Consider the following 22,981-nt stretch of genomic DNA (forward strand, 5'->3'; position numbering starts at 1 on the left):
GGAGTTCAGTTGTCGGTGTGCGGCGCTCCGAGGCTGATCAGCTGGGGCGCTGGGGCTCCGCAGCAGCCGCCACTGGCAGCGGTCTCGGGTTCGTCGAACACGCCCGCGCCGCCGCACACACCGGTCTCGGGCAAAGTCAGCTCGACCCGGGCCGCGGCCTCATGGTCGCCGGCCAGCTCGGCGACGACACTGCGGACCTGCTCGTAACCGGTCAGCGCGAGGAAGGTCGGCGCACGTCCATAACTCTTCATTCCGACCACGTAGAACCCCGGCTCCGGATGCGAAAGTTCCTTCACTCCGTGCGGATACACCGTGCCGCACGAGTGGACATTGGGGTCGATCAACGGCGCCAGCCCGATCGGTGCCTGCAAGACCGGGTCCAGGCCGAGGCGGATCTCCGACAGCCACGACAGGTCCGGGCGGAATCCGGTCAGTGCGACTACCTGATCGACGCCTTCGATCCGGGTGCCGGCCTCGGATGCCAGCGCGATGCGACCGTCGTCATCCGTTTCGATTGCGGCGGTACGGAATCCGGTCACTACCTCCAGGAAACCGGCGTCGACGGCTTCTTTGGCGCGGCGGCCCAGTGCACCGCGTTCGGCCAGCTCATCGGCTTCGCCGCCACCGAAGACATTGCCGAGCTCCCCGCGGCGCAACGCCCAGCTGATCCGTGTCCCGGGCTCCTGCTTCGCCAGCGCGGCCAGCGCCACGATCGCACCCAGCGCCGAGTGCCCGCCGCCCGCGATCACCGTATGGCGACCGGCATACCTAGCGCGCACCGATTCGCTGTCCAGATCCGGCATCCGATACGAGATCACCCCGAGGCCCGCTGTTTCACCGAGAGCGGACAGACCGTCGCCGCCGAGCGGATTCGGGTTGCCCCAGGTGCCGGACGCGTCGATCACCGCTCGCGCGAGCACTCGCTCCTCGCGACCATCAGCGTGGCGGACACGCACCGACAGCGGCTGACCCTCACGCCCGGCATCGACCACCCGATCGCGGCCGCGGCGCGCTACCCCGACCACCTCGACACCGAGCCGGACGATGTCATCGCCGAGCACCTTACCCAGCGGCACCAGGTAGTCATTGGCCCACTCCTGACCGGTCGGGTACGAATCGTCCTGCGGCGCAGACCATCCCGCCGAGTCCAGCAGTCGGCGCGCAGCGGGCGCGACCAGCTCGCCCCAGCGAGAGAACAATCGCACGTGATTCCACTCGGCCACCGCCGCACCCGCGGTCTCACCACGTTCGAACACCAGCGGCGTCAGCCCACGCTCACGCAACTCGGCCGCCGCGGCCAGGCCGATCGGCCCGGCACCCACCACAACCACAGGCAACTCGCTCATATCGAATCCTTTCATCGATGAACATCGATCAATCGAGATGAACTCTATCGACGAACATCGATGAAATCAACCATCGATGGATATCGATATAGTGGAACAATGACCGAGCTGGACATGCCCGCCGTGCGCACCGACCACCGGGTGGACACGCTGCCCCTCGCCGACGCCACCACCTACGCCAGCTGGTTCGCCTGCCTCGCCGACCCCACCCGCGTCCGCCTGCTCCACCACGTCGCCACCCGCCCCACCGGCATCACCATCGGCGAACTCGCCGAAGCCCTCGGCATCGGCCAGCCCACCGTCTCCCACCACGTCCGCAAACTCGCCGAAGTCGGCTTCGTGAAGGTCCACAAGGACCGGACCAGCACCATCGTCGTCGTCAACCCGGCATGCTGCACCGGCCTCCCGCATGTTGCCGACGCCGTCATGGGCGTCCTTCCGCCCTTGCCCTGCTGCCCCACGGACGTCCCCGACGACGTCACCGTCCGCCCCCTCAGCGACAACGACTGGGACGACGTACACCACATATACGAAGACGGAATCGCCACCCGCAACGCAACTTTCGAAACCGAGGTCCCCACCCGAGAAGACCTCGCCGCCAGATGGCTACCCGACCACCGCTGGGTCGCCGAAATCGACGGTCACGTCGTCGGCTGGGCCGCCCTCACCCCCGTCTCCACCCGCGACTGCTACCGCGGCGTCGCCGAAACCTCGGTCTACGTCGCCGACGGCATGCGCGGCCGCGGCGTCGGCAAAGCTCTGATCCGCACCCAGGTCATCGCCGCCGACGAGGCCGGCTTATGGACCCTGCAAACCTCGATCTTCCCCGAAAACCGCGCCAGCATCGCCCTGCACCACTCCGCCGGCTTCCGCACACTAGGCGTGCGCGAACGCATCGCCCAGCTTGACGGCGTGTGGCGCGACACCGTCTTCCTGGAGCGCCGCAGCCCGGTTTGCTAGAGCCACCGGGCTGACTACGGCACGAAATCGCCTCGGTCGATCTTCTTGCCCGCCTTGCGAAACGATCCTTCCCCCAGCCCTGGTGCCGCTCGGTCGATTTCGTTCTTTCGGTTCGCGAGCTCGGCCAGACTCCGCCGGACGTCCGCGAGCTCCACCGTCGAGGCGGGGTTGAGGTCGAGGTTTCTCACCTGCCGAAGTTCGACCTTCAACGCCGCAAGATCCCGGCCGGTGTCGAGGTGTTTCTGCGCGGTCTCCTGCGGATTCACCAGAGTGAGAACCGCTGATACCGCGCTGGCGATCAGTGCCGCCACCGCGGCGACCACGGGTGACCATTGTCCGATCACGGATGCTGCCGCGATCGCCGCAGAGACCGCCGCGATACCGCCGAAGAGCAGATGGCTGCGTTGGCCGTGTTCGGCCGCCGCGAAATGAGACTCCTCGGTGTACAGCAGGTCGCTGAGCATATGGTCGGCCTCGGCCTCGAGGCTCTGATGTAGATCACCCAACACCGCCAGAAACACATTCATCGCAGTCACGTACAGGTAGTCACCGCGCGAAGTCTCCCCCGCCACATCCCCCCGCGACGTCATCGCCCACACGCGCCATCGTCGCGCCCCGGCCCCGGCCCCGGCGCGGCGGGCCACCGCTCGAGGGCCGAGCGGAACCGCTCGAGCAGCTCCCCGGCAGCAGCTCTGCCCGCCGATCGTCGAGGCCGCCTAGATGCGGGACACGTTGCGGCAAAACATCATTCATCTCACTACCTCTACCCCGTGGCGGGTGCTCGACAGCACCCGCCGAATTCGCGGCCGCGCCGTTCATGCTGCGGTCCACACCTGTACGAGCTCCGGCGGCGGGGGCGCACAGTTCAGCTTCTCGGCGTCCTCGCCGTCGTAGTGCTTGGCCGTCGTGCACCGGCTGTAGGGCCCGTTCTTGGCCATCAGCTTGCCCATCATGCGGTCGGCGACGTCCCACCAGGCCAACATGCCCTCCGGCGTACCTGACAGCTCCCGCCACCGCTGATACAGCGGGCCGAGGCGCTCCACGGCCTCCGGATGCTTCGCCCAGTCCGGGCACCAGCGCCAGCCGGCCTCGCCGATCGCGTCCACATCGCGCCAGTACACGTAGGCCAGATAGTTTTCGACCCAGTCGCCGAGGTGGTCGAACGGCGGTGGCGCCGGGCTGGCGGCCGCCTCCGCTGCCAACCGCGCGAGCTGTGCTTGCGCGGTCAGCTCCGCCCGTTCCTCGATCGTGCGTTTGAGCTCGGGATCGGCTTCCAGTGCCGCCGTGAGCTTCTCGGCCGCGGTCTTGGCCAGCATCGCCTTGAGCTGGCGGGCTACCTCAGCGTCGATCTGCTGCTCATCCATCCGTCATCGGCCCTTGTCGTGTGAACGGTTCGGCGCGTTCATCGGCGGCACCGCAGAACTCGGTGTCGTACCGCTCGAAGGCTGCACCGGCGAGGTCGGATCGGTGCCGAACGCGCGATTGGCGACCTTCCACGCCCGCGCGGCCGCCGGATCCATCCCCGGTGTCGGACCACGCTGCGGCCCGGTGTCGGACAAGATGTCATCCACGGTGGTATCTCCGCCGCTGTTCGGGTCGAGGTCGATCAGGTCGGCATCGCGCGTGCCTACCGCCTTACGCATCGCCCAAATCGTCAGAGCTACCGGATTGCGTGCATCGTCGTGACGCAGGCCTGCCACCACATCGGCGAGGTTGTTCGGATCCGCGCCCGCGGCCACCAGTCCGCGGAATGTCGTTTCCGCGCCCTGACGCCAGCCCGGCTTGGCGAACACCCACCCGGGAATCCGGTCACCCACAAGGTCTTTGAGCGTCGGTGGCTTCGGCGCCGCCGTCGAGCGGCCCGCGCCCTTGCCCGCCTTGCTCTGACCCGATCGCCCCCGCACGGGGTCACCGCCGCCTGTGCTGCGGGTATCGCCGGAGGAGGAGGCCGATTGCTGCGGTGTCTGCTCGTCGTCGCGTGCCGCGGTGTAGGCCCGCCACATCCCGATCAGGTCGTCGGGATCTTGCGCTGCAGTCCCTTCGGGCAGCAGGCCCAGCACCTGCGAGGCTTCGGCCCACCGGCGCGCTTCGTGGGTTTCGTAGTCGCGCACCAATTCCGCGCGCGCTGTGGCCCGATCGGCTTCGGGCACTGCGTCCAAATGCGCCTGATAGGCCATGTACGCCATCGGATCGCGGGTCTGTAGCCAGGTCTGCGCGCGGTCGAGAATCGCGCGCTCAGCATCGGACCCGGTACCGATGTCCTGTTGTCCGGCGGTGTGCGAGCGCCACGCGGCCATCAGCCGATCCGGGGTGTCGGTCGAGACCGACTCGGGCAGCGTGCCCGCCTGCCGCGCCTCATCGGCCCAGGTCTCGGCCTTCATCTCGTGATAGTCGGCGACCATGTCCGCATCGCGGGCGGCCGCCTCGCCCGGCGGCCGGTTCGGATCGGCGTGCCAATCCTGCCAATCGCGCCACAAGTCCGGATCCTGTTGCAGCACACGGGTAGCCGCTTGGGTCTGCTCGGCCCACCGCGCTTCCAGCGACGGCCCCGCGAAATCTTGATCCCAGACCGGTTCCGGCTTGCCGGCCGACGTCCACACCCGCCGCGCGATCTCGCCGAGACCTTCGTCCGGATGCTGCGCGGCCGTGCGGGCGAACCCGTGCTTCCACAGATCGTCACCGACTTGCGCGGCCCACTGTGTTGCCTGCTCTTGTTCGTAGCGGCGCACCAACGCCCCATCGGCGCGGCGCGGGTCGATCGAGCGCATGCGCTGCCATTCGGCGTACCCGTCCGGATCGAAATCGGCCAGGAACTCATGGGCACGATCCAGCTGCGCGGCGAACGCCAGCCCGGACAGCTGCGCGAAATCCGGGTGCGCCACCCCCTCGCTCTCGCGGGCCCGCCACGCCAACCACAGCTCGGTCATCTGCGAGGCCGGGGCATCGGCGGCCGCATCGCCCCCGTCACTGTCGGTGCCGCTGTCGATCACCAGCGCGGCGAACAACGCCAGATCCCCGGCCTGCGCATTGGCTGCCCACCGGGTTGCTTCGGCCGCCCGCCAGTCCGCCAGCATCGCCGGGGTCAGCTGCTCCGAGCCCGTGAGGCCCTGCGCACGCTCATACACTGCGCGCGCGGCGATCTCGTCGACCCGGTCGAGCTCGGCCAGCACTTGCGCGCGGCGCGCCGGTCCTACCTGTGTCTCGAACCCTTCGAGCATCGCCGGTGCCAGCCGCCCGCGTTCGGCGGCCACGTGCGCGGCCACCTCCGCCGCGCCCGCTGTCGCGCGTGCCCGATCGGTATCGGTCACCCGCAGATCCAGGCCCGGCCGCATCGTCGGCTCCACCCGGCGCGCGAACTGCTTTCCTGCTGCCCGCAATTGCTCCGGATCCAGCCCGAACCCCTTCATATAGGTTTCGATGGATTCGGCGACTTCCTTGGCTTCGGGCAGCTGATCACGCCAGGCCACCGCATCCCGGTAGACGGCCTCGATCGTGTCGGGGGTGACCGAGGCCAGCGCCCGCATGGTCGAGCGCGCCGACCGCAGCCGGTCACCGGCAAGGCGACGTTCGGTGTTCACGCGCTTCTGGATATCTTGCGCGTTCGAGCGGGCACCGGTCAGCTCGCGCCGCAACATCAGCTCGCGACGCCGGTAGATCAGTTCGCCGACCTTGGCCGCGGCCAGCACCGCCGCGCGCAGCGAGGCCGCCAGTTCCTTGCCGGGGTCTTCCAACGGGGGCGTAGTCATCACATCTCCCTGTCTCGAAGGTCGAATCAGTTCTCAGAGCCGCCGGCACCGGCCACCGGTACCGGCTGCGCGGGCGATTTGCGCGCGTACGGGGAATCTGCGGGCAGCGGGGTATGGGGCAGATCCTCGATCTTGTCCGCGCCGTTGTACTCATGGCCTTGGACCGGGTGGCAGAACGTGAACGGGCCCGTGTCGGGGTCCATCAGCTTCGCCATGATCGGGTCGCTGACGCTGTTGAGCCAGGTCGCCATGCCAGGCAGGCCCTCGCGGCGGTAGTGCTCGAACGCCCGCCAATTCGTCTCGAGGCGAAACGTCGCCCCAGGATGCTTCGCCCAGGATGGGCACCACTTGATCGCTGTCGAATACAGGTTGCACGCATACACCGGAAACAACAGCTCGACGCAGAACTCTTCGAGCGAGTCATAAACCAGCGCTTCGGCAGGACCCGCTTTGCCCTGCGCCAGCGCCTGGAATTTTTCGGCGGCGATGCGCCCGGCTATCTGGTCGAGCTGACGGCCGATGCGCCCGCCACCGGCGGTGGTGAGCATCTCCATGAACTTGCGGTCGGCCAAGGTGTTAGCCACATCGCGCAAGCTCGGCGAGAACCGCAGACGCATCAGCTCGGCCAGCTGCTTGCCGACCCGCTTGTCCAACCCCAGATCATCGTCAAATCCGTTGGTACTCATAGCGGCACCACCGCCCACACCACCGGTGCTGCGGCCACCAGCGCCATGCCACCGGCGAGCCAGCCCACGTACCCGTTGCGAGTCCGCGCAGGCAACTTGTGGACTTGGGCACCGAACACGTGGCGGTACAAGACGAAAACGGCCGCTACCGCCAAGACAGCCCCCAGGACCGCGCTGCCGATCAGCATCACGCGGATGATCCACAGCATGTCGCTGATCGGCATGGGCGGAGGGACTGTGGCGGACGGATCCAAACCCACATCGGTGTTCATCGCAACACCTCCGCCGCAGTAGTCATCTCGGCGGCCGCCATCGGCACGGCGTGCACCCTCACATCCGCCAGCGCGGCAATGACTTCCGATACCTTCCGCGCGACGTGCACGGCCTGCTCATCCAGGCTCGTGCGGCGCGCCGGAGCAGAAACGGTGACCATGACCGAGATCCACGACCGATCCGAATCATGCGCAACGCTGACCTGCGTGACGTCGGGCATGCCGCCCAGCAAGGACCCGAACGCGCCCCAGGGACCGCCCACGGGCCATGCCCTGATCCCCACCGTATTGAGACCGAGCTCCGGTCTGTGCATCATCCCGAACCGGGCACCGTCCACCGCAGTGAATTCGTATTTGGCGTTGGCCGCCACGACTCGCGGCAACCGGTAACCTCCGCTGGGGGGATAGTTGATTCGTCCGCCGCGCCGCGCCCGCGCACGGCGCGCAATCATCAACTGCCACATGGTGATTCCTCTCTCTGATATGCGTCGTGCACCAGGCCCGATAGCGTGCGGACCATGTGTCTCCGACTCGGCGAAGCTTCGTAGGGTGCTCATGGCCTTACGCCTTTGCTCTCCACCGAGCCGGACACCACCGCCGGTGCCGCCGCGGGCTGCGCCGCGCGGGCCCGCCACGGCAGCACCCGCACCCACCACCGTGCCCGAGTCTCGAGGGCGGGTTGCTCGGACTTTTCGAACGGGTTCTTGGGCGCGTAGGCCGCCAACGATGCTTCGATCTGCTTGGCGTAGGAGCGGTCCCACCAGGGGACCGGCCGCAGCAGCACCGGTTTGCCGTCCCACAGCATCACCGCCCGCCCGCGTGGCAGCTGCGACAGATGCGCGATCGGGAAAATCTTGTGCTCGCGGGTATCGCGGCTCACCGAGGTGTGCCCGCTCGTCATCGACAGCATGTCCGAGGGGCGTTGGACGTTGGTGGAGGTGGCGATCTCCCAGCGCGACCCGATCAGCTCACTGAGCTTGCCCAACGATGCCTCATCGGCGACACCGCCGCCGTAGTAGCGGATCGAGGCTGCGTCCCAGAGTTGTTGCATGCCTTCGGCGCCGAAGGTGTTCACGCCCTGAGACCAGTTCTGGAGGATGGCCAGCATGAGAATGCCGCGGCCGCCGTAGTGAGAGAATTTCCCGGGCAGATCGGGCCAGCGGATCACGTTGGCCAGCTCATCGAGCGGCACGACCATCGGCACCGGTATCCGGCCCCCGCACTGCTCGCCGTAGCGCTCAGCTGCATCGCAGACCGCCCACACCAACGCCGTCGCCAGCGCACCGGCACTGTCGACGCCCTCTTTCGACAGGATGTAGAGCGTCGACGGCGACACCACGAAGGTCTGCGGATCGAATTCCGGCCGGTTACCGCTCGGGCTCACCCACCGCTGCACAGACGGACGCGAGAGGATGTTCGTCATCTTCTTCGCGGTACCGAACAAGCCGTCCTTCTGGCGCGCGGAATAGCCGATGAACTTCGACAACGCCGTTGCCGCCGAGGTGAATCCGCTCTTTTGCAGATGCTTGAGCGGCTGCGGGGTCGGTTCGGTGATCCACTCGTACACGCGGGTGATCGGCTGTTGGGCCACCGCTGCGGCCAGGAACAGCCGCGCCAGCAGATCGCGGCCTTCCGGGTCGAAGAACGCATCCGGGCGTGCGCCCGGCGGCATCGTCGCGGCCAAGAAGATATCGGCCAGCTTTTCCGAGCGATCCGGCCACATCTCGCGATCGTCCATCGTGATCGCCGAAATCGGATCCCACCAGAATTGCGGCTCACCCGCACCGGTGATGCGCTGCGGATCGAACACGAAAACGCCACCGCCACGCCGCTTCTCGCGCACCCCGCGCGTCGCGTCGACCACGTCACGACGGTTCGAGGTCACCACGCACGCGCCCGGAGCCCCCACGATCGCCGGAATCACCCGCGACGTCGTCTTGCCGCGCCGCGGGCCCCAGATATCGACGGTCAGTGCCTCGCACCCGCTGTAGAGCATGGTGTCAGGCTCGAACTCGGCTTTGACCTGCTCATAGCCAGGTGTGCCGCGCGGAGTCACCAACACCCCCAACGGGTTGCCCGGCCACCGGACACCGCCCAGCCGCGCCGAGGTCGCCAACCCCTCCTCCCGCGACAACAACGCCACGTCCGCAGGCTGAGCGAGCCACTGCGACACGAAATCGAATCGACTCGCGCCGCCCGTCCGCGCGCGTAGACGCCGCCACCAGCGCCGCACCCACCACGCCGCCGCCACAAGCTGCGCGGCAGCGAACACCGACGCCCACACGCTCGCCGCCGTGGTCCACTGCACCCGGCCGAAGGCCCACGCCAACAACACGATCAGCGGATTGACCGTGCGTGCGCCGCCCAGCCACAACGACAGCCACACCGTCACCGTCGCATCCGCCCACGCACCGAGGAGGATCGCGAACGCGTACAGCGTGGTATTGGATTCGCCAACATAGATCGGGCGATCGGTGCTCGAGGGGATTGTAGGTTCCGGAAATAGTTGTCGGTGCCGACCTTCATTTCGTGCGCGAACCATGGTCTTTCCCACCGATTTGTCGCCGGTTTCTTCTCATTGGTTTGTCGCTTTCTTTGAGTCGGGCCGAGCACATGGCTACCTGGTGACCGCCTGGTGCGAAGTAGCAGTAGATGTGGACACAAGCGCGAGAGTTGTTGTGCGGTAGGCATACTTGAGCACACGCGTCGCGTAGTCGGGGAGCTGGTCCGCCCGACCGGATTCCCAGCGAACTGTCGGAATCGACAGAACGTCGACAAATGAATGGGACTACCGACAAGAATCATGGGAACCTACAGGGATCCGCTGATTTCTCATGCTGCTCGCACCCCCGCAAACCGGGTATCGGTGTCGTGCCAGCCTCGCGTCTGCTCTATCTCGGTGAACTCCGTGCGGAAGGGCACACCTGGGGCGCGCTGAGTTCCGATGCGCAGCAAGAACTTTCCGCGCCCGGGGCTCGCGGCTTGTCGTCCGGTCGCCGAGTCGTACATCCCCGGCGTCGACCAGGACGACACCATGTCGCGGTCGTTGGCCGTGAACGGGATGATGGCATCGAGCGCGGCCATCTCATCGCGCGGCAGCGCCCCGACGATGACCGCCCCGGCGCGTTCGATGAAGCCTTTGGCCTTCTTCACATCCGATTCACTGTCAAGGGATTCCAAGTCCTTGACCGTGTGCGTGATCATCATCAGCGCCGTCCCCAGCGTGCGGGTCAAACGGGTGGTCGCATTGATCCGCTCCACCATGCCCGGCCCCGCATTGAGCACCCGCCACAACTCATCAATGACCGTGAGGAACGTTCGTTGCGGGGCCAGGCCGGCATCCGCGAGCGTGTGCGCCGCCTCCACTGCGCCGAAGCCGTCTTCCCAGCACGCGAACATCACTGCGGCCAACAGCTTGTCGTCCGACGCCGACAGGCTCGAGATGTCCACACACACCGCCACCGGCGCGGCCACCGCCAGATCCACGGGATTACTGGTGTGCCCGGCGAACACGCCGCCCAAGTCGCCATCCAGCAGCGCATCCAGCGTGGCCAGCAGCCCGCGCACGGTGTCGCGATAGTCGTCAGCGTCGCGGGCGCGCGCCCGCCGCACCAGCTGATCGTCTGCCGACTCGATCAGCCGGGACAGATCCTCGATCAGCGGCGGATTGTCCGGGCCGAAGGCCGGATCCGCATCCAGCATCCGCAGCGCCTGGCCCAGAATGTTGCGTTCGAGCTGCATTAGCGGTTCGCCGCGCTCGATCTCGCACAAGCCCTGAACCAGCCGGCGCCGCCGCGCCAGCACTTCGGCACGGACTTGCGCCGCCAGATCCGGCCGCCCGGCCGCCAACAGATTTGGCACGATCGACCCGAGCGCGCCCACCGCCAGCGGGTTTAGGTGGCCGTGGCCATGGCCGAGGCGGACCACGACGCCGCCAAGATCTTCGACGAGCTTGGTGTACTCGCCCTTGGTGTCGGCGAAGATGTAGGGGGTGCGCCCGGCCGCGATATCGCCCAGCACGATCTTGCGCGCCAGCGACGACTTGCCGAACGAGGGCAGCCCCAGAACGAACAGCGACGGCGTCACCTGCAACCGACTGGTGTAGGTCGCCGAAGTCGGGTCGTAGCACATCGTGCCGCCGGTAATCATGTTGTCACCCAACGGCGTACCGATCAGCGGATGCGTGTCACCCATGACGAACGGGAACATCCCGCACGCCTGCACAGTCGTCGCCCGAAATCGCGGCGGCGCGTCGATCACGCCCATGGCACCGCCGCCGACACCTTCCAGGCCGCGATGCGACAGCTTGTATGCCCTGCGCCACTTCGGATCTCGCCGCGAAGGGTCGCGCGCGGCCAACTCCGCCCTATACTTGGCGCGCTTGGCCTGCTCACGCTCGCGCGCTTCGGCCCGACGCCGCCGCCGACCCACAGCCAGCGCATCCGGAGACGCCGCGTTCGGCTTCGGGGTGCGCGGCTGCCACGAGCGGCGCACCCGGTCTTCGTAGTAGCGGCGCGGCTTATAGGTCATGCCCATGGCCCTACTCCCCCTTCAGCGTCTTGCTGACCGTGGCGTGATCGGGCAGCAGCACCCCGACCCCCAAAGCCGCCAGGAACGCGGCGGGCTGTTGATTCCAGGCCGGGCGCAGATTGATCTGCGCTGCGGTGCCCATCTCCTTGGCGAGATCGCTGGCCTCTTCGAGCTCACGCAGCGAATCGGCCGTCACCGTGACCATCAACCCGTAGTCGGTCACCCCGGCGCCCATCGCCTGCTCACCGCGGGCCTGATTGGTCGCGGCCACCTTGAGCTCCGCGCCCGCACTGGCCAGCGCCCGCGTCGTCGTCACCTCCGCGCGCGCCGACAGCAGATCGGCGTGCACGCTCTCGGCTGCCTCCGCCGGAGGCAACGGCCGATGAATCAGCGCGATCCGTTTGCGCGGCACATCACTGCGCCCCACAAGCAGCGGTTCAAGGACGCGATCGGTGAAGAACCCCGATGGCGCACCGCTCATCACCCAGGTCCGGGAGAACGCGCCATCGTGGACATAGGTTTGCCGGTCCGGCAGCGCATCCGCATCGAGCGGCCCGGCGTCGACCCAGTCGATGTACTCGCCGTCAGGCGGATTGCCCCGGTAGCGCATCAATTCTTCGACCCCGGTCTCTACCGACACACGAGGGTCATAGCAGCGGCGCACCGTCGCGGCGATTTCGTAATCCGACATCGGTTCGGCCACGACCTGACAGCCGGCCAGCAAGCCGCACAGCTCCGGCAGCCGGTTGGCCAGATCGCCCACCATCACCATCGGATCCTTGCGCTTGGCTTCTGTCCGCGCGTTCCAGGTGATCGCCATCCGCACATGCACCTGATAGCCGCTGCGATCAGCAGCGCGCCCCGCCCCTGCTTGGGACACGAACTGTTTGGCCGCGTCCGGCGCATCGGGGTGGGTGATGCGGGCCATCTCCATCCGCAACCGCGCCCCGGTCTCGGGAATGGTCTCCACCACCGTCACCACCGCGGCCACGTCGCCCGGCTCGCCGACGCGCTTGAGGAAGTTGCCCCAGTGGGCGACCATCATGTTCACCACGTCCTGCTCCATACCCGCGACCCCACGCGGCGAGCACCGCAGAACCGCGGTGTACTGGCCGGTCTCGTGCATGCGGATCATGCCGAAACGCCTGCCGTATTTATCGGTGCCCCACCACATTTCGGTACCGGCCCCGATACCCGGCAGCCGGGTCCGCCCGCCCGGCGCGTGTGAGAGCGGGCCCGCGCGCAGCACGTTGCGGCCCGACTTCTTCTCTCGCTGCCACGCCCATTCCAGCAACGCCAACTCGTAGCCGGTTTTGCCAGCGATCCGCACACTCATCGGAATGCCCGCCAGCACCGACAGCGTCGCCCACACCAGCCCGAGCACCTTGAACCCGAGCATGGTCATCACCAGACCGGCGACCACCGAAATCGCCAGGGTGATAAAGATTTTGCGCGGCAGTCCGAACGCATAGACGCGTCGCACCTCATGACCGGCCCCGTATGTTCGCTGCGCATCCGGGCGCATTTGCTGCTCGACCATCAGCTACTCCTGTCTCTAGTTGCCATCGGACCGGCCACCCGACGGCGCGCCCGCCGGGCCCGCGGGCGGCGGCTCAGCCGAACCGACGCTGTTGCGCGCACCGTCGGCGACCTTCTGCGCTCCCTGGACCACCCCCGCCACCGCGAGCCCGACAGGCCCCCCGGCCGCCGCTGCCGCGCCGCTCGCACCGGCCGCCGCGCCGCCGCTTGCACCAGCGGCCGTACTGCCGCCGGCCGTGGCGCCGGACGCGCCCACCGTCGACGGCGCGCGGCCGCCTCCACTGCCTCCGCCGCTCGGCTGCGCGCCCGACGGTGTCGGCACTGCACCCGAGGGCTTGTCTCCATCCGAGCGGCCACCACTCGACGACGGGCGATCTCCCCCGCCGCCGGATCCGCTGATTGCCTGCCGCGCCAAGGGAATTGCGCCCGTGGCCAGCACCGCACCGCCGAGGGCGGCCGCGCCGCTGCCACCGGCGACCTGCCCGGCCATCGGCACCAGCAGCCGCACCAGAGATGGCAGGGTCAACGCCGACAGCGTCAGCAGGATCATCCCGGCTAGCGCGCCTTGTGCATCGTCGGATCCGAAAGCGAGCGCGAACGCGGTCCCGTACACGATCGCCGTGGCGGGCGGGAACAGGATGAACACCACGACCCAGGCCAGCAGCTTGCGATATGCCTGCCGCCCGGCCTCAGTCCCCGAGGCCGCCGCCGCCAGCGGCAGCACGCCCAACACGAGCTTGCTCACCGCGATCTGCACCAGGATGAACATCATCTGCGAAATCACGCCGATCAGCCCGAGCAGCGCGAACACGAAAAGCAGTCCCGTGCCGAGGAATCCGCCGAGGCTGTTGACCTTCATCAGCCGCTCGACGGCCTCCGAGGGGCTCGTCTGCCCGGCCAGGCCCTCGAGGATCCACGTACTCGCCGAACGCATCGCGCCGTCACCGAGTACCGCGATGCCCGCCAAGCTCGACGACACCAGCACCGATCGCTTGGCGAGGGTGACCGCCTCCACCACCTGCTGATTGCGAGCGCCGCCCTGCGCCCACGCGATGCGCACCAGCGCCAATCCCATGCTCACGATGAAGATCGCGATCTGGAAATACCGCAGATACGAGTGGACCGTGTCGACGAAGCTCGACGTTCCATCGCTACCTATCGACGACGTGATCGGCGTGCGGTACCACCAGCTGAACATCAGGGCGATGCCCTTCTTCCAGCCGTCGGCAAGCTCACCGGCGACTTTGCCCAGGATGCCTTTGGCCGCTTCGTTCGCTGCCCCAGTCGGATCCGTAGCCGCCGTCGTGCCGTCGCACAACCATTCCGCGGCCTTGTCGAGGCCGGGAATGGGGATGTTGTCGCCGAGGTCGCGGCAATCGGAATACAGATCGGTCGGGCTGGTCGTCGTGACGGGGCTCGTCGTCGGCGAGGCCGGCGCCGTGGCCGTCGGGCCTGCCGGTGCGGTGGTGGTCGGCTGTGCCATCGCGCTGAGCGGGGCCAGGCCGATCATCGCCACGACGACCGCAGCGACAACCAGCAGACGTCTCACCATGGCGTCCACCCCACCAACGAGGCGACAGGTGTCTTGACCTGGTTCTCAGTCGGGCCCGGTGCACGCAACTTCCAGCCACCATCAGCCCAGATGGCATCGAATTGCATGCTGAACCAGCCCCCGCCCACCTGGGGCACCGCGTACTGAATGATCGCGTGCGAGCCGTCCCAGCTCGTCATCCGAAACGCCGAGGGCCGCAGGAAGTACGCCGGTTTCTTCGACACGTCCCAGTTGTCCTTGGTCGGCTTCAGCGATTCGAGATCCTGCGCCGTCCCCGTGACCTGCGCCGGGACGACCGCGTCGTAATAGGTGCGCGACATCGCTAGACGCCAAATGATCTGCCAGGCAGCCAATGCCGCGCCCTGCGGCGTACGGGTATAGCCATCGGCAACAGGCCCGTCGATGCGCCCCGGGCCGTCCGAGGTCGAGAACGGCAACGTGAACGGCCCCACCTGCTGCCACATCATCCCCGCGGGAGCGTCGACAACAGGGCAGTTCGGCGCCGATGGGCAACTGTAGTCACCGTGCGGTACCGGGCTCTGGGGAAGTGCCTGCCCTGCAAGGTTGTTCGGTCGGACCACGGGCCGCCCCAACTGGTCGGAGGACGGCGGTGCAAACCCGGTCGGCGTAGCGCTCGAGCTCGTCGCGGGCGCGGTCGACGAATTCGCGCCAGCTCGGTTCCGGTCGGTCGAATCGCCGCCGCCCAGAAGCCGCGACCCCGCCACCCCGGCGGCGGCAACGAGCACCAGGACCACGAATCCGATCGCCAGAATCAGCGTGGTGCGGTTCTGCATCCATCCGCCGCCGGTGGCTTCGGACTGCGAATCCTCTTTGGTGGTGGTGTCTTTCACGGCTGTGCCCCTTCTCGTCTCGATCAGCGGTGGAATTCCGTGTAGCCGTCGAGGTTGGTCAGCGCGACCGGATCGGTGGGCACCCGGCCCTGCTCGTCAGCCTTCTGCCCGGCAGGAAGCTCGAGCTTCCAGTCACCGGAGCGCCACAGCATCCGACTCGGCTGCGCCGACAGCTCGCCCGTCGGCATCCGCGTGGCCAGCCACACCGTCACCGCCTCCGGAGTCCACCCGTCGATCCGAAAACCCTGGAACTGCGCCGTCTGCGCCGGATCGGTCTCGGTGGTGATCGATGCGAACACGCGCGCGGTGGCGAATGCGTCGCGGCCCGGCCCGGCCACGACCAGCGTGTTGGCCACCTTGTTCCAGGCATCATCGGGAGCCAGCGACAGCCGCGCCTGCGCCTGCATCGCCGCCACCACCGCGCCCTGCGGATTCTGCTGATACTTCACCGGCACCGGGCCACCGGTCTCCGCCGGCCCGGCCTGCGTGGTCGGCACGTACACGCCGCGGTACGACTGCCATTTCGCCGTCGCGGGCGCGGCGCTGATGTCGATATGCGCCGTGCCGTTGCGGTCCGCGTCATGGTCGCGCCCGCACCCCGCCGCGGCCGCGCTCAGCAGCAGCCCGGCCAGCAATGCGCCGATCACTCGTCTACGAATGGTCATCAGTTCCTCCGCAAATCACAGGAGCAGAAACCCGCCCCACGCCGAGGCGCTGGCGGCGAGGAGGCTGCACACGCAGACCACCAAGAAGTTGGTGCTGGCGCGGTCGAGGCCCGCGCCGGAGGTGTACAGGCGCGCGAACATCACCCCCGACCACATCGCCGAGGCGATCAGCGCGGCGAACACGAACCACAAGAACATGCCGAGCAGCGAGGTGAGCGGTCCCGTCACCTCCGCAGGCGGCATCTGAATATCCGCGGCCAGCATCGGCATATCCCCTACTGGAAGAAGGTGACGTAGCTGGCTGCGGTGCCGACGATGATCGCGCCCACCCCGCACGCCAGAGGCGCGATCTTCTGCCCCGGCGACGCCGAGCCGTCAGCGAATGCGGACGCGAATTTGACGCCCGACTGCATAGTCAGGGCGATCAGGACCGCGAACGCGATCCAGGACACCACGCCCAACAGCTTCTGAATCTTGTCCGAACCCGGCGGGGTCGTTGTCGTGACCTGAATGACGTTGCCGTTCTGATCCTGTGCCAGGAACTCCAGCGCCAAATGAGCGATCATTTCCGTCTACCTTCCGTGTGAGTGGCGGTTGAATCTGTTGTGTGTCAACGGGATCGAGTCATCCGGCGGCGGCATCGCCGCTGCCGCCGAGTCTCGGCTTCTTGCGCAGCGCCGTCGCCGCCGTGCGCGCGGTGGCGAACATCTGCTCGGCCAAGCCCTGCACCGGCGGCGGCGGGACACGGGTCGCGTCGCGCTCACCGATGCGGACCGCGGCCTGTTCGGGGTTCCACGCCGGGAGCTCGTGCCGTTCGAGGCTGCGCCACGGCTCCACCCAGCCCAGCCGCCACGGCACCGCGCCCAGATCGCGGGCCAGCGACTCGACCGTGTCACGGCGCGTGGCCGCGGTCTTCGACAGCGGCCGGTCGATATCGGCCACCGTCACCACCCCGATCAGATGCACACCCGCAGGAGTCGCCCCCTGCATATGTGCCAGCAGCGCGCGATGCAGCGCGGCCAGCCCGTGCATATGGCTGCGAGCGACCAGCACCACCAGCGGGGAATCCAGACCGCGCCCCAGGCCAGTCATGCCCGGCCAGCGCTGCCCGGCGTCCCCGGCGTAAGAGATGGAGGTGGCCAGATAGCTCACCCCCGCGCCGCCGTGTGCGCCGATCAGCCACACCAGCGGCGGGCGGCCGCTCTGCCCGGGCACGGGCTGGCTCCACATCGGAACCGGCTCCAGCCCAGTCGAATCGGTCATGTTCGCCACCTCCTCACCAGCTCCGGTATTCATCGACCCGCCAGCCGGGCGACGCGTCGATCAGGTCCACGATCACCGTGAAAGGGGCCAGGGCCTCGCTGTGCCCGTCGGGCCAGGTCACCGTTTGGGTCACCCCGACCTTGCGCGAGGCGTGCCCCAGGGCCTCGCCGGGCGGACGCTCGGCGCTGACCAGCGTCTTCGCATCCACGCGCGCGCCGGCGGCCTTCCAGCCCGCCCACTGCGGCGGCGCGCTCTCGTGCGAGGCCACCGGCGCCGCCGGCGGGCCCAGCCGATCCAGCAGAGCCGGGCTCAGCCACAGGCGGATCCGGTTGAGCGCATCGCCCGCCGCTTCACTGGCGGGACGCAGCGTGTACAGCTCCCGCATGGCCGCAGCAGCTACCGCTTCGGGGCTGTCGCCCGCCGCCGGGCCCGCTGCGGTAATCGGTGTGGGCGCGGTCCACGGCGGCGGTGTCGTCGAACTCGCCGTCTGCGAGGCATTTTCGTGCCCGCAGCCACCCACGGCCGCCAGCGCAACCGCCAGCAGTACCAGCGTGATCCGCCCGCCGCGCCGTCGAGGATGCGTGAAAAGCCTCGTCGTAGTGGTCATTTCACATCACCCGCCGTGCCTTCATGTCCGGCTGGATGTCGGCTTCGGTGACGTTCTCCCCGCTCTGGGGTGCGTGGATCATGCGACCACCGCCGATCGCGATACCCACATGCCCAGGCAGCCCGTCGTGCCAGGAACCGAACACCAGATCACCGGCCTGCACCTGGTCCATCGGCACTTCCACGCCCACGCTCCACTGCTGTTCGGACGTGCGTGGCAGTGTCACTGTCCCGTTGGAGGCCGCGTAGATGGCGGCGGTGGTCAAGCCGCTGCAATCGAGTCCGCCGCTGGTCGGGCCGGAGGTGTTGCCGCCGCCCCACACGTACGGCGTGCCCAGCCACTGCCGCGCCGCCGCCACCGTCTGCGAACCCAGTGCAGTTCCCGGTGTCGGGACGAATCGCCCGTTCGAGGTCGCCTCCCGGAATCCCGGTTCGGCCGCGAGGATGCGTTCCACGTAGGGACGGGTCTCGGTGTAGTGGCGCGGGATCTGATTGGGCATGCCGCCCGACTCGAGCACCGCGCCCTCACCGGCGTTGTAGGCGGCCAGACTCAGCGCGACCACGTCGCCGGACACCTTGCCCTCGGACTCCCAGCCTTCGATCTTCGTGGCCAGCGCGCACATCAGTCGGCCTTGGCCCATGATCGCGTCGGCCGGGTCCATCGAGGAGGCGTAGCCTTTGCCGGTCTCATCGCGCACGTACGGCAGCCCGTCGGGGGCAAGGGATTTCGCGGTGCCCGGCATGAACTGGGCCACACCTTCGGCGCCGTCCGGTGACACCGCGTCGGTGCGGAATCCCGACTCCGCTTGGCCCTGGGCCGCCAGCAGTGATGCGCTGATTTCCGGGCACAGGCTTCCCGCTTTGCGGTACCACTGCTCGAGATCCTGGGGCACTGTGCCGGTTTTCAGCTGCCCGCCTGGTGTGCCGAACCCCGAGGGGCAGGACGTCGTTGTCCCGCCGCCCCCGGAGTCCGTCCCTGTGCCGCCGCCGCTCGTGGTCGCAGCTCCGTTCAGCCACGGCATGGGGTCTACCTGCTTCCCGCCGGTCAACCGACCGCCGGGAACAAGCTCGAAATGCAAATGAGGGCCCGAGGATTCGCCATTGCTACCGACAACGGCGATCTGCTGCCCCGCGTGGACCTGGTCGCCGACCTTCACCGGCGTGCCGTCGGCGTAGACCATGCCGTTGTCGTACATGTGCCCGTACACCGTGGAAAACGCCGCGCCGGTCTCGTCGAGGGAGTCGATGACGATCCAGTCACCGAACCCCGACGCCGCTCCGGCCGCGACAACCGTCCCATCGGCGGCGGCATAGATCGGCGTGCCCGCGTTCGCGGCGAAGTCCACGCCCTTGTGGTCCTCGCCGTCGGGCTGCACCCCGAATCCGCGGGAAATCGTGTACGTGCCCTCAGCCACCGGCATCGACCTCGCCCCCGAGCGCGACGGCGCGGCCGCCGCCGTGGTGGGATTCGCGGTGGTGGGATTCGGCGACGAGGACGGCGCTACCGCGGCCGCCAGCGAAGCCCCGCCGCCGGTCGGACACGTGCTCGACTGCTCGTCCTCGGCGTACCAGACCACGATCATGATCGTGGTCAGCAACATCATCAGCACGGCCCCACCGGCGACCGCCGGTGCCGCACTGCCTGAGCTCATCGCGTCCCGTCCTCACCGTCTCCCACCTCCCCGTTCATTGCCCCGGCACAGCCGTGGTCGGCACCGGCGTGCTCGTCAACGGCCGCACCGTCGTAGTCGTCGCCGGGACGGAAGTCGTTGTGGCGGTAGTGGTTGTGGTGCGGGTCGTGGTGCTCGGTTTGGTAGTCGAGGACGCCTTGGCCTTGGCGTCGAGCGCGGTCGCCAGCGCCGCGAACCACGCCACCGTGAACTGCGTCGGGGTCTGCCCATCCACCCCGACCTGCCAGGAGTCATAGGAGGCGTGCTGTGCACCGGACTGCCAATACCGCAGGTCCAGCGCCATTTGCACGAGGCCGACATTGTCCGACAACAGCGAGGTGACCTGGTTGAAGATGTACTGCACGCCGGACAGCACCGTGGCCGGCGGAACCAGCTCGAGAGCCGCCTTACCCAGTGACACACCCAGATCCGCCAGCACCGCAGCCGGATTCGTCAACCCCGTCGTGACAAGGCTGGTGATGGTGGAGCTCGACAGCACCTTTTGACCGAAGGTGACCGCAGCGTTGAAACCCATCACGCCCACTTTGATGATGGAGCGGATGATGTCGGCCGTAGAAGACGCGGAGCTGGTCACCGGGTTGGTATTGGTCGCCAACCGGCCCAGAATGCTCGTGTTGCCGCTATTCACCGAGAACTTGCCGCCAGAGAACGACAAATCGTCCTGCACAGTTTGTACCGCGGTCTTGAGGATCGAGCTCCCCAGCGCGGTCGCGATATCGGAGACCGTGCGCAGCGGATCCTGACCCGAGAAGTGCGTCTGCCCGGCGATATTCGCCACGATCTTGGCCAGCTGCGAATCCGCCGGAGTCGAGCACGCGATATCGCCGGTCGCGCACCACGACGCCACCCGACCCGTCAGCGCCCCGTAGCCGGTCGCCTTGGCCAGCGCCGCCGTGGAAATCCCGCCCCCCGCAGTCGCATTCGCCGCCGACAGCATCAACTCCGACAGCACCGTCTGCGAGACCCCCGGCGCGGTCGCCGGAGACATCCGCTGCCCGGCACCCGGGAACGGGGTCGCCTCATTGGTGCGGATCGGGGAAGAGAACAGGCTCACCGCCGCCACCCGGTTCGCCGGGATCGGCGTGTTGGTTTCGCCCGAGCCGATGATGCGGGCGATCTCATCGGCGATCTGAGCGCCTTGGGAATACCCGATGATCGCGATCGTCGCCTTCGGGCACCGATTGGCATACGCCGAAATCGCCTTGATACCGGCCGCGATGCCGCTGGTCACGCTCTCGGCGTAGGTCTTGGTCTGACCGAAATCCGCCGCGTAGGCCACGAGCTGCCGTGAGACCGCTGAACCGTTGTCGCCGTTGATCTGCCGCAGCAGTGGCCCGGTTACCGACGCGCCCAGGAATCCGGAATCCGCGGTCGGATTGGCGTTGTCGCCGCTGTCGCCCGTCCCCTGGAAACCGACCACATGCAAAGCGGTGCAGGGGATGTCATTGCTCTGATCGGCTGCCGCCGTCGTGGTTGTGGTGGTGGGGTCTGCCACTGTCGGCGACGTGCCGCCCGCGACCGCGACCACCGCAACCGCCGCCGTGGCCAGCACTCCGCGCCCGGTGCGGGCGATCGTCGTTTTCATCATCGCAGTTCTCCCAACAGACGCGCGTACGCGGCTCTGGTCTCGCCCTGGAGTCGATGCCACGCCACCGGCCCGCCTTCGGCGAGATGCAGATCGAACGGAATCTCTGTCACCGCGCGCACCCACTTGCCCAGGTGCTTGCGCACGTGCTCGGTGGCAGCGGCTACCGGCGTCGAATGCTGTTGCGTCACAACCAACACCGCATCCGCCAAGTGGAAATGCCCGTAGTTGTCGTCGAGCCATTTCAGCGCAGCCCGCAACCGGTTGACCGCATCGGCACGGGCCGCGACCGTAATCGCCAGAGCCACCGTCGGATCCGCCAGCAGCGGCGCCAGGCCCTTATTGCTCACCGGTGCGCCGCCGTCGTAGACCGGCAGCCAGCCCGCGCCGAGCAAATCGCGATGCACGCTCACGAACGAATGGCGATTCGGCAGCGGATCCCCGGTGCGCGGCAGCACCGCCGCCCCTGACGACGACCAGCCCGCACACCCCGCCGCCGACGTCCCACGCTCCCGATACACCGACGGGAATTCCAACCAGGCTTGCAGCGAACTCACCGGGGCCGCCACGTCCGCGCCACGCACCGCGACATCTCCCCCGCAGGCGGTCGCGTCCACCACGATCGGCCACACCCGTTCCTCGGCCGCGCCCCGCGTCGCCGACGCCAACCCCAATGCCGTCATCGACGCACCCGACCCGCCGGCGGACCCCAACACCAGCACCGGCGGCGCATCGACCCGCAGCAACCGGCCCTTGCCGCCGTGCAGCGGCGGGAAATCCATCGGCGAACCCGGCGCGGCCGGGTCGTTGAGCGGCGTGAAATTCGGATCGCCGCCCTCGGTCAGGGCCTGGACGTCGATTTGCAGGTCCACCATGGTCAGCCCCCCGCCTTGATGGCGGTGATCACCACACGCCCGTCACGAACAGAGGTGGTGACGGCCTGGTCCCACGGGACTTCCGCGCCATCGGGATGGCGTTCGAGCACGGTCACCGTGAACTGGTTTTCGGCTTGCGCGGTTACCGTCACGCAATGCACCGTTCCACCGGGCAACGCCGCAATCGCGGCGGCGGTTGCCTCCGGCGAAGCCGCCACCGCATCCGGGGTCATATGCGCGCGCACCGCCACCGCATCCCGCAACACGTAGAAGGCGTACTGCTGGGCCACGATCACCCCGATGGCGGTGGATTCATCACCCGGGCCCGACGACACCACCCGCGTCGGAGTGTCGACCTCCTTGCACCACACCGGTTTCGTCGACGTCGTCGCAGCGGCCGCAGTGGCTGGAATCAGTGACGGGCCCGGCGTGGCCGCCGCGCCACTGTCATGACCACCCAGGGCCACCACCACCGCGCCGATTACCGCCGCGACCGCGACCAGCGCGCCCGCCCCAACCCCCAAGCGCGTCAACGCGGTCCGGCGGCGAGCCTGCCCGTCGGCGCGGGCGCGCATCGTGGCCACCATCGGGGCCATCGGATCCGCGGGCAACTCGAAACCCTCATCGCCGTCCGCCGTCTTCTCGTCGCCGCTGGTCGCGGTCGTGTTCCCGGCGGCATCAACCCAGCCCAGCCATTCCGCATCGTCGTCTGCAGCAGCCGCCGATGAAGCAGCCTCCACCGGCGACAGCGCTCCCCAGCGCCAATCCGGACCGTCGGCCGCATCGTCGGGCCCCTGTGTCGAATCACTCACCG

At 68.1% G+C, this 22,981-nt stretch carries 22 protein-coding genes; 1 reads left to right on the forward strand and 21 read right to left on the reverse strand.

What is annotated here, in order from left to right; all coding sequences use genetic code 11:
- Positions 1–5: 5 nt before the first annotated feature.
- Positions 6–1,346, reverse strand: a complete 1,341-nt coding sequence (locus ABZV44_RS28200) for an FAD-dependent oxidoreductase (protein ID WP_354842421.1) — start codon at positions 1,344–1,346, stop codon at positions 6–8.
- Positions 1,347–1,445: 99 nt separating this feature from the next.
- Here ABZV44_RS28200 and ABZV44_RS28205 point away from each other — a divergent pair, with 99 nt between their 5' ends.
- On the forward strand, positions 1,446–2,306 hold the full coding sequence (locus ABZV44_RS28205; RefSeq protein WP_354842424.1) for a GNAT family N-acetyltransferase: 861 nt from the start codon (positions 1,446–1,448) through the stop codon (positions 2,304–2,306).
- Positions 2,307–2,320: 14 nt separating this feature from the next.
- On the opposite strand, the gene ABZV44_RS28210 is transcribed toward ABZV44_RS28205, so the two are convergent.
- The 20 genes from ABZV44_RS28210 to ABZV44_RS28305 all read right to left on the reverse strand — a co-directional run bounded on the left by ABZV44_RS28210 (position 2,321) and on the right by ABZV44_RS28305 (position 22,979).
- Positions 2,321–2,896 carry an SLATT domain-containing protein gene (locus ABZV44_RS28210; RefSeq protein WP_354842791.1) on the reverse strand — a complete coding sequence of 192 codons (576 nt, stop codon included), beginning with the start codon at positions 2,894–2,896 and terminating at the stop codon, positions 2,321–2,323.
- A gap of 225 nt (positions 2,897–3,121) precedes the next feature.
- Entirely contained in the window at positions 3,122–3,670 is a 549-nt protein-coding gene (locus ABZV44_RS28215; RefSeq protein ID WP_354842427.1) for a DUF4913 domain-containing protein, read from the reverse strand.
- 3 nt (positions 3,671–3,673) lie between these two features.
- On the reverse strand, positions 3,674–6,052 hold the full coding sequence (locus tag ABZV44_RS28220) for a hypothetical protein (RefSeq protein ID WP_354842430.1): 2,379 nt from the start codon (positions 6,050–6,052) through the stop codon (positions 3,674–3,676).
- Positions 6,053–6,078: 26 nt separating this feature from the next.
- A complete protein-coding gene (locus ABZV44_RS28225) occupies positions 6,079–6,738 on the reverse strand; it encodes a DUF4913 domain-containing protein (RefSeq protein WP_354842433.1) in 660 nt (219 codons plus the stop codon).
- Positions 6,735–7,010: a hypothetical protein gene (locus tag ABZV44_RS28230; protein ID WP_354842436.1), complete on the reverse strand. Its 276-nt coding sequence runs from the start codon at positions 7,008–7,010 to the stop codon at positions 6,735–6,737. The genes ABZV44_RS28225 and ABZV44_RS28230 overlap by 4 nt, the downstream gene beginning before the upstream one ends.
- A complete protein-coding gene (locus ABZV44_RS28235) occupies positions 7,007–7,474 on the reverse strand; it encodes a hypothetical protein (RefSeq protein ID WP_354842438.1) in 468 nt (155 codons plus the stop codon). Before ABZV44_RS28235 ends, ABZV44_RS28230 begins: the two co-directional genes overlap by 4 nt.
- Before the next feature lie 89 nt (positions 7,475–7,563).
- Complete coding sequence (locus ABZV44_RS28240; protein ID WP_354842441.1) at positions 7,564–9,402, reverse strand: TraM recognition domain-containing protein; 1,839 nt, start codon at positions 9,400–9,402, stop codon at positions 7,564–7,566.
- Positions 9,403–9,842: 440 nt separating this feature from the next.
- Positions 9,843–11,546 carry a hypothetical protein gene (locus ABZV44_RS28245; protein ID WP_354842444.1) on the reverse strand — a complete coding sequence of 568 codons (1,704 nt, stop codon included), beginning with the start codon at positions 11,544–11,546 and terminating at the stop codon, positions 9,843–9,845.
- A 4-nt stretch (positions 11,547–11,550) separates the two neighbouring features.
- Positions 11,551–13,080, reverse strand: a complete 1,530-nt coding sequence (locus tag ABZV44_RS28250) for an SCO6880 family protein (RefSeq protein WP_354842446.1) — start codon at positions 13,078–13,080, stop codon at positions 11,551–11,553.
- Between the two features lie 15 nt (positions 13,081–13,095).
- Positions 13,096–14,640 carry a hypothetical protein gene (locus ABZV44_RS28255; RefSeq protein WP_354842448.1) on the reverse strand — a complete coding sequence of 515 codons (1,545 nt, stop codon included), beginning with the start codon at positions 14,638–14,640 and terminating at the stop codon, positions 13,096–13,098.
- Complete coding sequence (locus tag ABZV44_RS28260) at positions 14,625–15,482, reverse strand: hypothetical protein (RefSeq protein ID WP_354842450.1); 858 nt, start codon at positions 15,480–15,482, stop codon at positions 14,625–14,627. The genes ABZV44_RS28255 and ABZV44_RS28260 overlap by 16 nt, the downstream gene beginning before the upstream one ends.
- A 23-nt stretch (positions 15,483–15,505) precedes the next feature.
- A complete protein-coding gene (locus tag ABZV44_RS28265; protein ID WP_354842452.1) occupies positions 15,506–16,147 on the reverse strand; it encodes a hypothetical protein in 642 nt (213 codons plus the stop codon).
- Between the two features lie 15 nt (positions 16,148–16,162).
- A complete protein-coding gene (locus tag ABZV44_RS28270; protein WP_354842454.1) occupies positions 16,163–16,417 on the reverse strand; it encodes a hypothetical protein in 255 nt (84 codons plus the stop codon).
- A gap of 5 nt (positions 16,418–16,422) precedes the next feature.
- On the reverse strand, positions 16,423–16,713 hold the full coding sequence (locus tag ABZV44_RS28275) for a hypothetical protein (RefSeq protein WP_354842457.1): 291 nt from the start codon (positions 16,711–16,713) through the stop codon (positions 16,423–16,425).
- Between the two features lie 58 nt (positions 16,714–16,771).
- Positions 16,772–17,410: a hypothetical protein gene (locus ABZV44_RS28280; protein ID WP_354842460.1), complete on the reverse strand. Its 639-nt coding sequence runs from the start codon at positions 17,408–17,410 to the stop codon at positions 16,772–16,774.
- Positions 17,411–17,423: 13 nt separating this feature from the next.
- Complete coding sequence (locus tag ABZV44_RS28285) at positions 17,424–18,017, reverse strand: hypothetical protein (protein ID WP_354842463.1); 594 nt, start codon at positions 18,015–18,017, stop codon at positions 17,424–17,426.
- Position 18,018: 1 nt separating this feature from the next.
- On the reverse strand, positions 18,019–19,668 hold the full coding sequence (locus tag ABZV44_RS28290) for a peptidoglycan DD-metalloendopeptidase family protein (RefSeq protein ID WP_354842465.1): 1,650 nt from the start codon (positions 19,666–19,668) through the stop codon (positions 18,019–18,021).
- 34 nt (positions 19,669–19,702) lie between these two features.
- On the reverse strand, positions 19,703–21,295 hold the full coding sequence (locus tag ABZV44_RS28295) for a cutinase family protein (protein WP_354842468.1): 1,593 nt from the start codon (positions 21,293–21,295) through the stop codon (positions 19,703–19,705).
- Positions 21,292–22,167, reverse strand: a complete 876-nt coding sequence (locus tag ABZV44_RS28300; RefSeq protein WP_354842471.1) for a hypothetical protein — start codon at positions 22,165–22,167, stop codon at positions 21,292–21,294. The genes ABZV44_RS28295 and ABZV44_RS28300 overlap by 4 nt, the downstream gene beginning before the upstream one ends.
- 2 nt (positions 22,168–22,169) lie before the next feature.
- Positions 22,170–22,979, reverse strand: coding sequence for a hypothetical protein (locus ABZV44_RS28305; RefSeq protein WP_354842474.1), 810 nt, complete (start codon positions 22,977–22,979; stop codon positions 22,170–22,172).
- Positions 22,980–22,981 lie beyond the last annotated feature (2 nt).

This window comes from Nocardia sp. NPDC004860 (assembly GCF_040609015.1).
Taxonomy (GTDB): domain Bacteria; phylum Actinomycetota; class Actinomycetes; order Mycobacteriales; family Mycobacteriaceae; genus Nocardia.

Excerpts from the sequence above, each read along its gene's own strand:
- ABZV44_RS28275 (WP_354842457.1), bottom strand. The coding sequence starts at position 16,713 with ATGATCGCTCATTTGGCGCTGGAGTTCCTGGCACAGGATCAGAACGGC.
- ABZV44_RS28245 (WP_354842444.1), bottom strand. The coding sequence starts at position 11,546 with ATGGGCATGACCTATAAGCCGCGCCGCTACTACGAAGACCGGGTGCGC.
- ABZV44_RS28280 (WP_354842460.1), bottom strand. The coding sequence starts at position 17,410 with ATGACCGATTCGACTGGGCTGGAGCCGGTTCCGATGTGGAGCCAGCCC.
- ABZV44_RS28285 (WP_354842463.1), bottom strand. The coding sequence starts at position 18,017 with ATGACCACTACGACGAGGCTTTTCACGCATCCTCGACGGCGCGGCGGG.
- ABZV44_RS28250 (WP_354842446.1), bottom strand. The coding sequence starts at position 13,080 with ATGGTCGAGCAGCAAATGCGCCCGGATGCGCAGCGAACATACGGGGCC.
- ABZV44_RS28235 (WP_354842438.1), bottom strand. The coding sequence starts at position 7,474 with ATGTGGCAGTTGATGATTGCGCGCCGTGCGCGGGCGCGGCGCGGCGGA.
- ABZV44_RS28200 (WP_354842421.1), bottom strand. The coding sequence starts at position 1,346 with ATGAGCGAGTTGCCTGTGGTTGTGGTGGGTGCCGGGCCGATCGGCCTG.
- ABZV44_RS28270 (WP_354842454.1), bottom strand. The coding sequence starts at position 16,417 with ATGCCGATGCTGGCCGCGGATATTCAGATGCCGCCTGCGGAGGTGACG.
- ABZV44_RS28205 (WP_354842424.1), top strand. The coding sequence starts at position 1,446 with ATGACCGAGCTGGACATGCCCGCCGTGCGCACCGACCACCGGGTGGAC.
- ABZV44_RS28300 (WP_354842471.1), bottom strand. The coding sequence starts at position 22,167 with ATGGTGGACCTGCAAATCGACGTCCAGGCCCTGACCGAGGGCGGCGAT.
- ABZV44_RS28210 (WP_354842791.1), bottom strand. The coding sequence starts at position 2,896 with ATGACGTCGCGGGGGGATGTGGCGGGGGAGACTTCGCGCGGTGACTAC.
- ABZV44_RS28290 (WP_354842465.1), bottom strand. The coding sequence starts at position 19,668 with ATGAGCTCAGGCAGTGCGGCACCGGCGGTCGCCGGTGGGGCCGTGCTG.
- ABZV44_RS28295 (WP_354842468.1), bottom strand. The coding sequence starts at position 21,295 with ATGATGAAAACGACGATCGCCCGCACCGGGCGCGGAGTGCTGGCCACG.
- ABZV44_RS28215 (WP_354842427.1), bottom strand. The coding sequence starts at position 3,670 with ATGGATGAGCAGCAGATCGACGCTGAGGTAGCCCGCCAGCTCAAGGCG.
- ABZV44_RS28220 (WP_354842430.1), bottom strand. The coding sequence starts at position 6,052 with ATGACTACGCCCCCGTTGGAAGACCCCGGCAAGGAACTGGCGGCCTCG.
- ABZV44_RS28265 (WP_354842452.1), bottom strand. The coding sequence starts at position 16,147 with ATGACCATTCGTAGACGAGTGATCGGCGCATTGCTGGCCGGGCTGCTG.
- ABZV44_RS28225 (WP_354842433.1), bottom strand. The coding sequence starts at position 6,738 with ATGAGTACCAACGGATTTGACGATGATCTGGGGTTGGACAAGCGGGTC.
- ABZV44_RS28230 (WP_354842436.1), bottom strand. The coding sequence starts at position 7,010 with ATGAACACCGATGTGGGTTTGGATCCGTCCGCCACAGTCCCTCCGCCC.